The sequence below is a fragment of the Hydrogenophaga sp. L99 genome, assembly GCF_058731905.1.
The window spans coordinates 2,999,193-3,014,449 of sequence record NZ_CM178972.1; the positions used below are offsets into that span (position 1 = coordinate 2,999,193).

Annotated in this window: 16 protein-coding genes; 6 read left to right on the top strand and 10 right to left on the bottom strand. The window is 64.1% G+C overall.

The features are described from left to right. Positions 1-36 precede the first annotated feature (36 nt). Complete coding sequence (locus tag AC4QBL_RS14265; RefSeq protein WP_472908076.1) at positions 37-1,257, bottom strand: OmpP1/FadL family transporter; 1,221 nt, start codon at positions 1,255-1,257, stop codon at positions 37-39. Between the two features lie 43 nt (positions 1,258-1,300). Next, on the bottom strand, positions 1,301-1,879 hold the full coding sequence (locus tag AC4QBL_RS14270) for a DUF302 domain-containing protein (protein ID WP_472908077.1): 579 nt from the start codon (positions 1,877-1,879) through the stop codon (positions 1,301-1,303). A gap of 221 nt (positions 1,880-2,100) precedes the next feature. Between AC4QBL_RS14270 and AC4QBL_RS14275 the strand changes: the two genes are divergently transcribed. From AC4QBL_RS14275 to AC4QBL_RS14300, 6 genes are all read left to right on the top strand, one after another. Then, entirely contained in the window at positions 2,101-2,427 is a 327-nt protein-coding gene (locus tag AC4QBL_RS14275; protein WP_472900736.1) for a metal-sensitive transcriptional regulator, read from the top strand. A 155-nt stretch (positions 2,428-2,582) separates the two neighbouring features. Further along, the gene (locus tag AC4QBL_RS14280) at positions 2,583-3,620 is read left to right on the top strand and encodes an IS630 family transposase (RefSeq protein WP_472906699.1); all 1,038 of its coding nucleotides are present in this window, start codon (positions 2,583-2,585) and stop codon (positions 3,618-3,620) included. A gap of 50 nt (positions 3,621-3,670) precedes the next feature. After that, positions 3,671-4,378: a glutathione S-transferase family protein gene (locus AC4QBL_RS14285; RefSeq protein WP_472907386.1), complete on the top strand. Its 708-nt coding sequence runs from the start codon at positions 3,671-3,673 to the stop codon at positions 4,376-4,378. A 38-nt stretch (positions 4,379-4,416) separates the two neighbouring features. After that, complete coding sequence (locus tag AC4QBL_RS14290; protein WP_472907387.1) at positions 4,417-5,784, top strand: multifunctional CCA addition/repair protein; 1,368 nt, start codon at positions 4,417-4,419, stop codon at positions 5,782-5,784. A 9-nt stretch (positions 5,785-5,793) separates the two neighbouring features. Beyond that, on the top strand, positions 5,794-6,501 hold the full coding sequence (locus AC4QBL_RS14295; protein WP_472907388.1) for a response regulator transcription factor: 708 nt from the start codon (positions 5,794-5,796) through the stop codon (positions 6,499-6,501). A 44-nt stretch (positions 6,502-6,545) separates the two neighbouring features. Next, a complete protein-coding gene (locus tag AC4QBL_RS14300; RefSeq protein ID WP_472907389.1) occupies positions 6,546-7,910 on the top strand; it encodes a sensor histidine kinase in 1,365 nt (454 codons plus the stop codon). Between the two features lie 29 nt (positions 7,911-7,939). On the opposite strand, the gene AC4QBL_RS14305 is transcribed toward AC4QBL_RS14300, so the two are convergent. The 8 genes from AC4QBL_RS14305 to AC4QBL_RS14340 form a co-directional block, all read right to left on the bottom strand. Continuing rightward, the gene (locus AC4QBL_RS14305) at positions 7,940-9,016 is read right to left on the bottom strand and encodes an ABC transporter ATP-binding protein (protein WP_472907390.1); all 1,077 of its coding nucleotides are present in this window, start codon (positions 9,014-9,016) and stop codon (positions 7,940-7,942) included. A gap of 11 nt (positions 9,017-9,027) precedes the next feature. Then, positions 9,028-9,885: a carbohydrate ABC transporter permease gene (locus AC4QBL_RS14310; RefSeq protein ID WP_472900730.1), complete on the bottom strand. Its 858-nt coding sequence runs from the start codon at positions 9,883-9,885 to the stop codon at positions 9,028-9,030. After that, a complete protein-coding gene (locus AC4QBL_RS14315) occupies positions 9,875-10,753 on the bottom strand; it encodes a carbohydrate ABC transporter permease (RefSeq protein ID WP_472907391.1) in 879 nt (292 codons plus the stop codon). Before AC4QBL_RS14315 ends, AC4QBL_RS14310 begins: the two co-directional genes overlap by 11 nt. Positions 10,754-10,828: 75 nt before the next feature. Further along, entirely contained in the window at positions 10,829-12,136 is a 1,308-nt protein-coding gene (locus AC4QBL_RS14320; protein WP_472907392.1) for an ABC transporter substrate-binding protein, read from the bottom strand. A gap of 128 nt (positions 12,137-12,264) precedes the next feature. Then, complete coding sequence (gene glk, locus AC4QBL_RS14325) at positions 12,265-13,236, bottom strand: glucokinase (RefSeq protein WP_472907393.1); 972 nt, start codon at positions 13,234-13,236, stop codon at positions 12,265-12,267. Between the two features lie 126 nt (positions 13,237-13,362). After that, positions 13,363-13,803, bottom strand: coding sequence for a thioredoxin TrxC (gene trxC, locus AC4QBL_RS14330; RefSeq protein WP_472907394.1), 441 nt, complete (start codon positions 13,801-13,803; stop codon positions 13,363-13,365). Positions 13,804-13,883: 80 nt separating this feature from the next. Beyond that, entirely contained in the window at positions 13,884-14,078 is a 195-nt protein-coding gene (locus tag AC4QBL_RS14335; protein ID WP_439113043.1) for a DUF2905 domain-containing protein, read from the bottom strand. A 40-nt stretch (positions 14,079-14,118) separates the two neighbouring features. Further along, positions 14,119-15,243 (bottom strand): class I SAM-dependent methyltransferase, encoded by a 1,125-nt coding sequence (locus AC4QBL_RS14340; protein ID WP_472907395.1) that lies wholly within the window; start codon positions 15,241-15,243, stop codon positions 14,119-14,121. Positions 15,244-15,257 lie beyond the last annotated feature (14 nt).

Consider the following 15,257-nt stretch of genomic DNA (forward strand, 5'->3'; position numbering starts at 1 on the left):
GGTGGCCGAATGAGACGCCGTCTCAGATGAAGAAACTTAGAACTTGCGGCTGTACTGCAGACCAACGCCGTTTTGGCTCATGGAGATACTCACCGGACCGGCCATCGTCGGCCCCGTGACGGTGTTTTTCTTGCCATGCCAGGCGGCAAAGGTGAGCTCTTCGTTCGTTGACATGGCGTAGGTGCCGCCCACGGTGATGTGCGACTTGATCACGCCGGGCGCCAAAATGTTCAAGAACGCGTCTGCTGGCTGAATCGGGTTCGTGCCATGGTTGTAGCCTGCGCGCAGCGTCCATTGGTTGTTCATTTGCCACTGCACACCCAGCTTGACGGTCTTGACGTCTTGCCAGCCGAAACCGGGGCCTCCGGCCGTACCCAGAGGCTGCTGGATCTGACTGGAGTTTGCAATAGAAGGTACACCGGAGTAATTGATGCGCGTGTAGTCCAGAGCCACCTGCACTGCAGGCGTCACCTTGACAGCCACACCCACGGCGAAGTTCTCAGGGATATCAAAATCGCCACTGTCGGCGAACAGATTGGCGTAGTCTTTGAAGCGGGACATATTGATCTTGGGCGAGTAAGAAGCCCCAACGGTCACGGCATCGCCCAATTGGCCCATGTAGCCCAAGCGAACACCGATGCCGGTGCTGCTGTCTTTGCCCTGGTTGGGCAAACCAAACCCTTGCAAACCGTAGGCCTCAAATTGCTGATAGACCAATAGCGGCGACAAACCCAGAGAGTGGTTGTCTGCTAACTTGTAAGCAACCGTGGGCGCCACAATCAGTTGCATCAGGTTCACACCCAGCTTGCCAATGCCGCACCCTGCTGGGCCACAGAGGAAGTTTGAGTTATCGGGAAACGGCGCATAACTTGTGTTCATGCCGCCGTTGCCATAGACCGTGAGGCCCAGCGCCAGCTTGTCCGACAGCGCCACGTTGTAGCCGAATTCAGGAATCAGGAATGCGCTCTTGCCGCTTTCCACGGTAACGCCGCCCATGGCTGGAGGCAGCGTCGCGCTGCGCTTGGGCATAAATATTTCTGCACCAATGTCATAACGGTTCCCCACGAAGGCGGCCGAGGCCGGGTTGTTCACACCAGCAAAGGCGTCGTGCGTGAGGGCCACGGCAGTGCCGCCCATGCCCTTGGCCTTGAGGCCAAAGCCATGCGGGAAGTAGCCATTGGTGGCGTGGGCGGGCAGCATGGCTGCGCCCAAGGCAAGCAGTGCCGCTGCGCGCAAGGCGTGAATTTTGAACGTCATGAAGTGTCTCCTCGGGTGGTTTTATTGAATGGAAGCTGGGGGTTTAGAACTCACCCTTGGAGCCGCGCTGCATCATTTCCCAGATGGTGTCGCGCACGGCTTGGGCTTCTTCTTTCAGGGGCGAGGGCAGCTTGCGGCCCATCTTGACCATCATGTCCATGTTCAGCGTGTAGAGCCACAGGCTGCCATCGTCGTGCTCGACCATGCTGATGCGGCAAGGCAGATAGGCGGCCATGTGGGGGCTGAAGTCCACCATCTTGCGGGCGGTGGCCGGGCTGCAGAAGGAATACACGGTCAGCAATTTTTCCTTCTTGCCCGAGCGGGCTTCGAGTTCTTTGGACAGCGGCAGCGTGCCCACGTCGCGCATGTTGCGCTCAACGGCAACTGCTTTGAGGATCTCCTCCACCTCGCTGGCCTTCAAGCCGGGCTTGACCTTGGCTTCCCAGGTGGTGGCCACGGCGATGTCGCCATTGCCATCGATCCAGCGGTCCCACATGCGCGAGGCTTCTGCGCCGGCGCCGTCTTCGAGTTTGCTGATGGTGGCCAGGCTGCCGCAACCGGTGGTCACGAGCAGGGTGGCCGTCAGGGCCAGGCCGATGGAGATGCGCTTGAAGATATTCATGAAACGGGTCCTCTTTGTCCGTGGGTGGTGAAACTGCGGTTCGACTTTCATCAAACGTTGCAACCCGTAACTTATCGATCCCCCTGCACTTCGTCATTGGTGACTACCCTAGGGGGTAGGGTACGCACCTAAACCAAAGTCACTATTAGGGATTGCATGACGACGTGGGGAGCCGTTTCTTTGGCAAACTCTGGGCTAGCACCTTTCTTACAGGACACACCATGGCAGCCACTTCAGCAAAAACCGCGTCCAGCGCCTCAGAGCCTTCTGCAACGGCATCGGCCTACCGGTCCGAACACCAGCGCGACGTGATCAACCGCCTCAAACGCATTGAGGGCCAGGTGCGCGGCCTGATTGACATGGTGGAAAGCGGCCGCCCTTGTGAAGACGTGGCACAGCAAATGTCGGCCGCCCGCAAAGCGATGGACAAGGCCTTCTACCGGATGATGGCCTGCTCGGTCATGGAAGCGGTCTCGACCTCGGAGTCGGAAGTGGACACGTTCCGGGAAGTTGAGCGCTCAACGCGCATTCTGGAAAAGTACGCTTGATGCCTTGCCACGGGCGCTGATCCACGCGCCCGGCTCTGACACCCCGAACCCGCATCAATTTGCGGGTTTTTTTGCATCAATGCGGCGACGACGAGGCCTTATAGATAAGGCCCGTTAAAGTCTGAACTTTGTCTGATTTTCGCGATCAGAGTGTCATGGAAAAAGAAAGCGCAAGAAGTCAGACACTGGAGCAACTTCACGAACGACGCAAACAGGTCGTGAGGCTGTACAGACAAGGCACCAAGATCATGCAGATCGTCACGATGACGGGGCTGAGCTACCCGACAGTGCGAACGGCTATCGATCTGTTTGACGCTGGCGGCTGGGGTGCGATACGTCCCGCTGTTCGTGGACGAGCCAGAGGCGATGGCCGGGTGCTCGGTCAGGCGCAGGAAGACACCATCCAGCGCCTGATCATCGACAAACGCCCCGAGCAGCTCAAGATGGATTTCAGCTTGTGGAGCCGGGCCGCAGTGGGTCAGCTCATCGAACAGGAATTTGGCATCAAGCTGCAAGTGCGCAGCATCGGCAAGTACCTCACCCGCTGGGGCTTCACACCGCAAAAGCCCATCAAGCGCGCTTACGAGCAAAGCCCTGCTGCCGTGCAGGCTTGGTTGGAGGGCGAGTACCCCGGCATTGAGCAGCGCGCCAGGGCCGAGGGGGCCGAGATTCACTGGGGCGACGAGACGGCCTTGGTCAACACCGATGTGCGCGGCAGGAGCTTCGCGCCAGCGGGCAAAACACCGGTGGCCATGGCCGTGGGCGGCACCCGTCAAAAGCTCTCCATGATTGCCACGGTGACCAACCAGGGCAAGACGCGGTGGATGATCATTGACGAGGCTTTCGATGCTGAGAAGCTCATCGAATTCCTACAAGCTTTGATCAAGGACGCGGGTAAAAAAGTCTTTCTGATTCTGGACAACCTGCGGGTCCACCACAGCAAGCTGGTGAAGGCTTGGGTGGCTGAGCGGCAGGACCAGATCGAGTTGTTCTACCTGCCCAGCTACAGCCCACAGCTCAACCCAGAGGAGCGGCTCAATGCGGACTTGAAGCAGGAGATGGGCAAGCGCGTGCCGGTGCGAACCAAGGCCAAGCTACGCGATGCGGCCAACGATCACATGGCGATGCTGGAGCAAAACCCCGAGCGCGTCATGAGCTACTTCCAGGACCATCACGTTCGATATGCAGCTTAAGACTTCACAGGGCCGGATCAATAGCATGCAGGCTCTGACAAGGAACACCCATGGCGCTGCAACTCTATATTGGCAACAAAAACTATTCGTCCTGGTCCATGCGCCCCTGGGTGCTGCTGACGCAGGCGGGCATTGCATTTGAAGAAGTCATGGTGCGCTTCGACTCGTTCGAGGCCAACTCCACCTTCAAGCGGCAGATGCGCGGCATCAACCCGGTGGGCAAGGTGCCGGTGCTGGTGGACGACGGCTTTGCCGTGTGGGACACGCTGGCCATTGCCGAGTACCTGGCCGAGCGCTTCCCTGAAAAAGCCCTGTGGCCTGCTGACCTGCGGGCACGCGCTCGGGCCCGCAGCGTGTGCGCCGAAATGCACAGCGGTTTTGGCGCGCTGCGCAGCCACTGCCCCATGAACATTGAAGCCAGCCTGCCCGACGTGGGCCGCCTGATCTGGCGCGACCAGGCTGGTGTGCGCGCCGACGTGGCCCGCCTGTGTGGCCTGTGGGGCGAGCTGCTGGCGGCCCAGCCCGCGCAGATGCCCGACGGCACGGGCCCGCTGCTGTTTGGCAAGTTCACCATTGCCGACGCCTACTTTGCGCCTGTGTGCATGCGCCTGAAAACCTACGGCTTGCCGCTGCCCGCCGATCTGGCAGCCTATGTGGACCGGGTGGCTTCGCTGCCCGGCGTGATGGCCTGGGTGCAAGGCGCGCTGGCCGAACACGACTTTCTGGACTTTGAAGAGCCTTACCGGCTGGGCCGCTAAGCCCACCGCCGGGCTGCGCTGGGCATAAACTTGGCAGCATGAAGATTTACCTGGTGGGCGGCGCGGTGCGAGACGCCCTGATGCAACAAGACACCCTGGCCGCTCCCCCCGCTCATTTTGATCGCGACTGGGTCGTGGTGGACGCCACACCCAAAGCCATGCAAGCGCAGGGCTACCTGCCCGTGGGGCGCGATTTTCCGGTGTTTTTGCACCCCAAAACCCGCGAAGAATACGCGCTGGCCCGCACCGAGCGCAAAACCGCCCCGGGTTACCACGGCTTCGCCTTTCACGCCGAACCCGGCGTGACGCTGGAAGACGACCTGGCGCGGCGCGACCTGACCATCAACGCCATGGCGGTGAGCGAGGCCGAAGCCGACGACCCAGCCACCGCGTATGTGATCGACCCCTACGGCGGGCGCCGCGACCTGCAGGCCCGCGTGTTGCGCCACGTGACAACCTCGTTTGCCGAAGACCCGGTGCGCATCTTGCGGTTGGCGCGGTTTGCGGCCCGCTTCCCCGACTTTTCAGTGGCCCCGGAAACGCTGGACCTGATGCGCCACATGGTGGACCACGGCGAGGTGGACCACCTGGTGCCCGAACGGGTGTGGCAAGAGCTGTCGCGCGGGCTCATGGAACAGCGTCCCAGCCGCATGTTTGAGGTGCTGCGCGCGTGCGGGGCGCTGGTGCGGCTGCTGCCCGAGGTGGACCGCCTGTGGGGCGTGCCGCAGCGCGCCGACTACCACCCCGAAATCGACACCGGCGTGCACCTGATGATGGTGCTGGACATGAGCGCCCGCCTGGCCGCCCCGCTACCGGTGCGCTTTGCCTGCCTGGGCCACGACCTGGGAAAAGGCAACACGCCGGCCGACGTGCTGCCGCGCCACATAGGCCACGAAGAGCGCAGCGCCAAGCTGCTGCGCGGGCTGTGCGAGCGCTGGCGTGTGCCGCGCGAGAGCCGCGAGCTGGCCGACGTGGTGGCCCGCGAACACGGCAACATCCACCGCAGCACCGAGTTTGGCGCGGCCGCGCTGCTGCGCCTGCTGGAACGCTGCGACGCGCTGCGCCGCCCCGAGCGGTTTGACGAGGCGCTGCTGGCCTGCGAATGCGATGCCCGGGGGCGCCTGGGCCATAGCGAAAAAACGTACCCGCAACGCCCCCGTCTGCGCCAGGCGCTGGACGCGGCCTTGTCGGTGGACACCGGCGCCTTGGCCGCCAGCGTGTTGCAGCGCGCAGCCGATACACCCGACACATCCCCATCGGCAACCGCCGCCGACGCGACCACCGTGGGGCTGCGCATTGCAGGCGCCATTCACGAAGCCCGGGCACGGGCCATTGCCCACGCCTTGGGGCTGGCGCACGACCACCCCATCGAGCCGGCCCCAGCACCCGTGCAAAAGCCCGCATAATTTGGCCGCATGGCCCACCTCCTGATTGTTGAAGACGACGAACTGCTGCGCGACGGATTGAGCGCTCAGCTGATGCAAGCGGGGCACCGCACCGACACCGCCGCCGACGGCGAACAGGCGCTGCACCTGCTGCAAACGGTGTCCTTCGACGGCATGGTGCTGGACCTGGGCCTGCCCAAGATCGACGGGCTGACCGTGCTGCGCACCCTGCGCCAGCGCTTGCCGGCTCTGCCGGTGCTGATACTCACCGCGCGCGATGGCGTGGAAGACCGGGTGGCCGGTCTCAACGCCGGCGCCGACGATTACCTGACCAAGCCCTTCAACCGCGACGAGCTGCAAGCGCGGCTGCAGGCCATGCTGCGCCGCGCCAGCCTGCCGGCTTTTGGCGGCGCCAACCCCGCACCCGTGCAGGGCACTGGTGTGGGCCAGTTGCGGTTGGACCCCCAGCTGCCCCGGGCCTGGCTGGGCGAGGAAGCCATAGACCTGACGCAGCGCGAATGGGCTTTGCTCGACCTGCTGGTGCGCCACAGCGGCCAGGTGGTCAGCCGCGAAGACGTGCTGGGCGCCTGGCAGTCAGACCCCGGCGAGCCGGGTGCTGTGGCGTCCAACGCGCTGGAGGTGTATGTGCACCGCCTGCGGCGCAAACTGGCGGGCTCCACGTTCAACATACGCAATGTGCGCGGCCTGGGTTACATGCTGGAAACGGCAGCGGGTTGAGAGGCTGCGAGTCTTTTGCTCATGCCCGCTCACCGCTAACCCGCATGTCCGCCCCTGCCCTGCTTTCGCTGCGCCGCCAGCTGCTGCTGTGGCTGCTGCTGCCGCAGCTGGTGCTGTGGGCCGGTGGTGGCTTGCTCACCTACCGCATCGCACTGTCCTACGCCGAAAAAGGCATTGACCAGTCGCTCACCCAGTCGGTGCGGGCGCTGGCGCGGCAGGTCAAGCCGGTGGGCTCGGGCTTGCTGATCGACTTTCCCCGCGCCGCGCAAGACGTGCTGGAACAAGACCCGGACGACCGCATCAGCTACATGGTGTCGTCGCCGCCGGGGCAGTTTTTGCTGGGCAACCAGCGCCTGCCCCAGCCCACCGAAGCGCCTGGCGGGCCAGGCGAGCCGCTGCTGTATGGCGGCCTGCTGGACGGCAAACCGCTGCGCATTGTGGCCATGGACGTGCGGTACGGCGAAGGCGCCACACCGCAAACCTTGCGCGTGCAGGTGGGCAAGGGCCTGGCGGTGCAGCAGCGCATTGCCCGCGAACTGGTGGCCGACATGCTGGCGCCGCTGCTGGCCCTGGGTGTGCTGCTGAGCCTGCTGGTGTATGGCGGCATCCGGCGCGGGCTGGCCCCGTTGACCCGCCTCACGGCCCAGCTGGAACACCGCTCGGTGAACGCGTTGTCGCCCATTGGCATGACGCAGGCACCCAGCGAAGTGCATGCACTGGTGCAGGCGGTGAACGGCCTGCTGGACGAGGTTGCGCGCAGTGTGAACCAGGAAAAGCGCTTCATCAACGACGCGGCGCACCAGCTGCGCACGCCGCTGGCCGGGCTGATCAGCCAGGTGGAACTGGCCCAGCGGGAAACCAGCGACCCTGCCCTGTCGCAGCGGCTGGCCAAGGTGCTCACTGGCGCGCAGCGCAGCGCCCACCTGGTGCACCAGCTGCTGACCCTGGCCCGCACCGAAACCCGCGCCCGCAGCGAGCCGCTGGACTTGCCGGTGCTGGCCCGTGAAGTGGCCCGCGAATGGACACCGCGCGCACTCGCCGCCGGCATGGACCTGGGTTACGAGGGCGCCGATCACCTGGTGATGAACGGCGACACGCTGCAGCTGCGCGAGGCCATGGCCAACCTGATCGACAACGCCTTGCGCTACACCCCGCGCGGCAGCACCATCACCCTGCGGGTGCAAGCCCTGCCCCAGGGCGCCCTACTGGCGGTGGAAGACAACGGACCAGGGCTCAGCGACGAGGACATGGCGCACGTGTTTCAACGCTTCTGGCGCGCCAGCGAACAGCCTGGCGGCTGCGGGCTGGGCCTGGCCATCGTGCAGGAAATCGCCCGCCGCCACGGCGGTGAAGCGCGGGTGGAGCGGGTGCAACCGCAAGGCTTGCGGGTGGAGCTGCGGCTGGGTTAGCCGCCGGGGCTTGGTCGTTTGCTGGCGGGTCAGCCGAGCCGCACACCCGACTGGGTGTCAAACCAGTTGGCGTGCGCCATCTGAATGTCCAGACCCACGCGGTCGCCGGGGTTCACCCGCACTTGCGGCGCGGTGCGCACCGTCACGTCGCCGGCCGCGGTTTTCACCACCACGTAGGTGTCGGCGCCGGTGGGTTCCACCACGCTCACCTCACCGCGCCAAGGCGCTGCGTCGCTGAACACGATGTGCTCGGGGCGCAAACCCAGCAAGGCCTGGCTGCCCTGGGGCGCGGGGCTGACCAGGCGCAAGTCGGCGCCCTGAATGCCAAAACCGCCACCATCGGCCGCCGCAATGGCCTTGCCGGTGATGAGGTTCATGGTGGGCGAACCGATGAAGGTGGCCACGTAGGTGTTGGCCGGGCGGTTGTAAATGTCGTCCGGCGTGCCCAGCTGCTGCAAGATGCCGTCTTTCATGACCGCGATGCGGCTGCCCAGCGTCATGGCTTCGATCTGGTCGTGGGTCACGTACACGCTGGTGATGCCGCTGGCCTGGTGCAACCGCTTGATTTCGGCGCGCATTTCCACGCGCAACTTGGCGTCCAGGTTGGACAGCGGTTCGTCAAACAAAAACAGCTGCGGCTGGCGCGCGAGCGCCCGGCCCATGGCCACGCGCTGGCGCTGCCCGCCCGAGAGCTGGCTGGGCCGGCGGTCCAGCAGGTGTTCAATTTGCAGCATGGCGGCCACTTCGTCGATGCGCTTTTTGCGCTCGGGCTTGGGCACTTTGCGCATCTCCAGCGCAAAGCCGATGTTGTCGGCCACGCTCATGGTGGGGTAGAGCGCGTAGCTCTGGAACACCATGGCAATGTCGCGCTGCGCGGGGGCCACGCCCACCACGTTGCGCCCGGCGATTTTGATGGCGCCTTCGGTGGGTTCTTCCAGCCCGGCAATGATGCTGAGCAGGGTGGACTTGCCGCAACCCGATGGACCCACGAGGATGAGAAATTCGCCCGGAGCGACGGCGATGTCGATCTTTTTCAACACCTCCACCGCTTTGTCGCCCTTGCCGAAACACTTGCGAACGCCTTGAATGTCGAGTGACGATGCCATGATTTTTTTCCTTAACCTTTGACGGCGCCAGCGGTGAGGCCGCGCACAAAATACCGCCCGGCGAGCACATACACCGCCACCGTGGGCAGCGCCGCAATGAGGGCCGCCGCCATGTCCACGTTGTAGGCCTTGACGCTGCTGGTGGTGTTGGCCAGGTTGTTCAGGCCCACGGTGACCGGCTTGGAATCGGCACCGCTGAAAGCCACACCAAACAAGAAGTCGTTCCAGATCTGGGTGAACTGCCAGATCAGCGTGACCATGACGATGGGGGTGGACATGGGCACGATGATGCGGAGAAAAATCTGCCAAAAGCCCGCACCGTCGAGCCGGGCGGCGTTGAGCAACTCACCGGGCACCGCAGCGTAGTAGTTGCGGAAAAACAGCGTGGTGCTGGGCAAACCGGCCAGGCAGTGCACAAAGATCAGACCGCCGATGGTGCTGGACAAGCCCAGCCACCCCAGCACCTGGCTCATGGGCAGCAGCACCACCTGAAACGGCATGAACACGCCAAACAGCAGCAAGCCAAAGAAGGTTTCGCTGCCGCGAAATTTCCACAGGCTGAGCACATAGCCGTTGAGCGCACCCCAGGTGGTGGAGATCAACACGGCGGGAATCGCCATCCACACCGAGTTCCAGAAAAAGGGCTGCAGGCCTTTGCATTCCACGCCGGTGCAGGCGGTGGACCAGGCTTGTCCCCAGGCCGAAAAGTTCAGGCTACCGGGCAGGCTCAACAGGTTGCCGTTGCGGATTTCGTCGGCGTCTTTGAGCGATGTGACCACCATCACATAGAGCGGCGCCAGGAAGAAGGCAGCGCCCACCAGCAGCGTGGTCATGAGCACCAGGCGCCCCAGGGAAAATCTAGCGGTCATGGGGCTTGCTCCTCAGCTCACTGTACAAATACGGCACCACAATGGCCGCCACGGTGGCGAGCATGATGGTGGCGCTGGCGGCACCCAGACCGATCTGGCCGCGGGTAAAGCTCATGGCAAACATGAAGGTGGCGGGCACGTCGGTGGCGTAGCCGGGGCCACCCGATGTGAGCGCCATCACCAGGTCAAAGCTCTTGATGGCCAGGTGAGCCAGCACCATCAGGGTTGAAAAGAACACCGGCCGCAACGCGGGCAGCACGATGCGCAGGTAAATGCGGGGCAGTGATGCGCCGTCGATCTGCGCGGCCTTGATGATGCTGTCGTCCACGCCGCGCAAGCCGGCCAGAAACAGCGCCATGGCAAACCCTGCTGACTGCCACACACCGGCAATCACCACGCAGTAAATCGCCATGTCCGACTGGACCAGCCAGTCAAACGTGAAGCTCGTCCAGCCCATGTCCTGCATCATCTTTTGCAGGCCTTCGCTGGGGTTCAAAATCCATTTCCAGGCGGTGCCGGTCACCACGAACGACAAGGCCATGGGGTAAAGGTACACGGTACGAATGAAGCCTTCACCGCGCACTTTCTGGTCCAACAGCACGGCCAGAAACACGCCCAGCGCCATCGACACGCCGACATACAGAAAACCAAAAATGGCCAGGTTTTTCAGGGCCACCCACCAGCGGTCCATGGCCCACAGGCGCTCGTACTGGGCCAGTCCCACCAGCTCGTAGTTGGGCAACATGCGCGATGCCGTGACGGACAGCAGCCCGTTCCAGACCATGAAGCCGTAGATGAAGGCCAGGCCGAGTACAAAGGCGGGCGCCAGTACCAGCTTGGGCAGGAGGTTGTCGAGTGTTTTGGGCATGGGAGGTTCGGACACGGACACCCCCCGCTGGGGAGCGCCCGTGCCTGACTCGCTGATAAGGCTTGGTGAAGCCGCTTAGTTGGTGGCGGCTTGTGCGATGCGCTTTTGCGCGTCGGCCACGCTCAACTTGTCGTCGTTCCAGAACTGCGTGACCGCGTCCTGAATGGCGCCGGCTTTGGCTGGGTCCACCGCCATGCCGTGGGCAATGGATGGCACCAGACCGCCCGACTTGGCGGTTTCCACGAAGTCGGCGGCCGAGAGCTTGGCGCAGTCGTCAAACTTGTCCATGTTGTGGCCCAGACGCACGGGGATGGAACCCTTGTTCTGGTTGAACACTTCCTGGAACTCGGTGCTCAGGATGGCCGAGGCCAGATCGGCCTGTGCCTTCTGGGCGCCTTCCTCCTTCAGCTTGAACATGATGAACGAGTCCACGTTGAAGGTGTAGGCGTTGGCCGTGCCCGGTGCGGCAGCGCACAGGAAACCTTCACCCGGCTTCTGACCTGCGGCGGTGAATTCGCCCTTGGCCCAGTCGCCCATGAACTGGAAACCGGCCTTGCCACCAATCACCATGGCGGTGGTCATGTTCCAGTCGCGGCCGGTGGAGGCAGCGTCGGTGTAGCCCTTGAGCTTGCGGAAGGTGTTCAACGCTTTGGTCATGGTCGGGCTGGCGATGGCAGCCGGGTCCAGCTTCACCAGTGCGTCGTTGTAAAACGCGGCACCCCCCACACCCAGCACCACCGACTCGAACACGGTGAAGTCTTGCCAGTTTTGGCCACCGTGGGCCAGCGCCACGCTGCCCGACTTCTTGATCTTGTCGGCCGCGACAAAGAACTCGTCCCAGGTCTTGGGCATGCCGGACACGCCGGCTGTCTTCAACACCTCGGGGTTGGCCCACATCCAGTTGACGCGGTGCACGTTGACAGGGGCGGCCACGTAGCTGCCGTTGGCCTTCATCACATCGGCCACCACCTTGGGCAGCAGTTCGTCCCACTTCTCGGCCTGGGCCACGCTGTCGATGTTGGCCAGCATGCCTTCGGTCGCCCATTCCTGGATGGCCGGGCCCTTGACCTGCGCGGCGGTGGGCGGGTTGCCCGACACGGCGCGGCTCTTGAGCACGGTCATGGCGTTGTCACCACCGCCGCCAGCCACCGCGAAGTCTTTCCACTCGTGGCCCTTGGCTTCCAGCATGGCCTTGAGTTCGGCGGCCGACTTGGCTTCGCCGCCCGAGGTCCAGTAGTGCAGCACTTCGACCGAGGTTTTTGCGGGCTCAGGCGCAGCAGCGGGCGCTGGTGCAGGAGTGGCAACGACTTCTTCTTTTTTTCCGCAAGCGGTGGCCAACATGGCCGCCACCAAGGCAGCGCCCAGGGTGTAATTGAACTTCATGGCTGTCTCCGAGAGGGGCCTGTGGCCCGTTGTTGGTTGGCCCCACGCACAGCGCGCCGGGGTCATTAATTTTTCATTAATTAATGAAAACGACCATCAGGGAAAACCCGCAAATCCGTTACTAAATTTCAAACCAGCGCGCGGGCAGCCCCCATCAAGGCTGGCGACTGGGCCGACGTGATCACCCACACCGGCAGCGCGCTCAAATAGGGCTGAAACCGGCCCTTGGTTTCAAACCGCTCGCGAAACGGCGAGCCGTCAAACCAAGTACCCAGTCGCGGCACAATGCCGCCGCCCACGTACACGCCACCGCGCGCACCCAGCGTGAGCGCCAGGTTGCCGGCCACCGAGCCCAGCATGGCGCAAAACAGGTTCAGCGCTTCCAGCGCCTGCGGGTGCCCAGCTTTCAGGGCGGCGTCGCTCACGTCGGCAGCGCCATTCACAGCGCCCACGCTCACACCATCGGCTTCACACAGCAACAGGTAGGTGTCCAGCAGGCCCTGGCCACAGGTCACACGCTCGGCAGAGGCGTGCCCGTAGCGGCGAATCAAACCGTCCATCACCAGCCGTTCGCGCGGTGTGGTGGCGGGCAGCGTCACGTGGCCACCCTCGCCTTCCAGCGGTACCCAGCCCCCGAAACCATTGGGCAACAAGCCCGAAACACCCAGCCCGGTGCCGGCACCCACCAGCCCCATGGCCGCGTTGGGCTGCGCCATGCCGCCGCCCACCTGGCGCAGCTCGTGCGCCGGCAAGTCAGGCAGCGCCAGCGCCAAGGCGGTGAAGTCGTTCAACAGACGCAGCGTGTGAAAACCAAACTCGGCCTTGACCGCCGCTTGCGAAAACGACCAATGGTGGTTGGTCATGCGGATCTGATCACCCGTGATCGGGTTGGCAATGGCAATGGCCACCGCGTGCGGCGTGCCGCGCCCCAGGGCGCTCAGGTAGGTTTGTATGGCGTGCTGCAGCGTCGCGTGTTCGGCGCAAGGCAACACCTGCACATCGGTGATGGGTGCGCCAGCGCCAGCTTGCCAGGCAAATCGGGCGTTGGTGCCGCCCACGTCGGCGAGCAGGCGGGGACGGTCGGAGGTTGAAGAGGACATAGGGTGAAAACCACAAAACAGATCGGTCCCGTGCCGTCAAAAACGGCTCGAACGAATCCGGATTATGCGGGACACGTAACTCAGTTACCAGCCTTTCACCGCAAAGGCCTGCGCATCAACCGCCGATCAAACCCCGTGCGAACGCGCCCACCGCACGATGTCGGCCGCGCCCATGGCACCTGCCTGGCGCGCCACCTCGCGCCCGCCCACAAACAGCGCCAGCGTGGGAATGCTGCGAATGTTCAGACGCGCGCCCAGGTTTTGCTCGGCTTCGGTGTCCACCTTGGCCAGGCGCATCTGCGGCTCCAGTTGCTGGGCAGCTTGCTCAAATGCAGGCGCCATCATGCGGCAGGGGCCACACCAGGGCGCCCAAAAATCCACCAACACCGGTACCTGTGAGCGCGCAATGTGCTTGTCAAACGCGGTCTCATTCAGCGCCACCGGATGCCCGGTGAACAGCGGCCGGTGGCATTTGCCGCAGTCGGGCGCCTGGCCCAGGCTGGCGCTGGCCACGCGGTTGGTGGTGTGGCAGTGGGGACAAACAATGTGCAGGGATTCGTTGGACATGGTGGCTCCGTGGGGGTGTTTGAGGCTTCAGTTGGCGGTCAGCGCCGAAAAATCAAGACACCCCGGTGGGTATACCCGCTTCACACGAACTGCGCGATCAGGCTGGCGCCCCAGCTCAGCAGCAGCGTGGTGGTGAACGGCAAAAACCAGTCGCGCCCCAGGAACCGGAAGCGGACATCCCCCGGCAACTTGCCCAAGCCCAGCTTTTGCAGGAACGGCGTGAACCAGCTGATGAGCAGCAGCGCCAGAAAAATGACAATCATCCAGCGGATCATGGGCGGCCTGTCAGCAATCGAGGTGCAGCGGTCATGGCGTTCACAGCCGGTGCGTGCGGTCGCCGTGGGCAAAGCCCAGCGGTTCCCAGCCCGTGGCACTGGCGGCAGGCGCCAGCGCGAGCACCTTGAACAGCTCGCCCATTTCGTGCTCGTTCACCAGCTTTTGCATCATGGCGTTGTCGCGCACGCTGGCGTTGTGCGACAGGTCAAGCAACCCGCAGTTGAACAAAAACCGGGCTTGGCTGGTGTAGCCCAGCACCTGCATGCCCGCGTCCTGCGCGGCCAGCGCCACGCCGGTGAAGTTCACATGCGCGGTGATGTCTTTGAGGCCCAGGTCGGTCAGCGGGTGGTGGTCGGTGCGGTGGCCGTGGTGGCAGATCAGCGTGCCCATGTGGCGCTGGGGGTGGTAGTACTCGGCCTCGGGGAAACCGTAGTCGAGGAAGAAGGCCGCCCCGCGCTGCAACCGGTCGGCCAGCGTTTTGACGAAGGCCTCGGCCTGGGGGTGGATTTCGGTCAGGTAGTCGTGCACGCCTTCTACCTCCACCGGTGGGCGCAGCGCAGTGGGCCGGTCTGCCCAGGCGAGCTCACCGGCGCTGTCCAGCGCCACGCCACGCTCAAACCAGGTGCCGCTGACCCGCGCCAGCAACTGCACCGGCATGGCGTCCAGCACCTCGTTGCCCAGCACCACGCCTTCAAAGCGCTCGGGCAAGGCGTCGGCCCACTGCACCACACCCGCGTAGGCGGCCAGGGTGGCCTGCTGGCGCTCGCGCAGGCTGCCGGACAGGTCCACGATGGTGTAGCGCCGGGGCGCCTGGCCTTGGGCGGTCAGCGCGTCCAGCACCTGCAAGGCCAGCGCGCCGGTACCGGCCCCAAATTCCCACACCTCGTCGGTGCCGGTGGCGCTCAAGGCCTGCGCCACCTGGGTCGCCAGCGTCTGGCCAAACAGGGGCGTGAGTTCGGGCGCGGTCACGAAATCGCTGCCCTGCCCGTCCACACCCCCGGGCATCTGGCCAAATTTGGGGGTCTGGTTGGCGTAGTAGCCCAGCCCCGGCTCGTACAGCGCCATGGCCATGAAACGGTCAAACGGCAACCAGCCGCCGGCCTCGGCCATGGCCTCATGCACCCGCTGCAGCAGGGCGATCGTTAAACTAGAAGGTTCTGTCATCAAGGGGGTGCTCA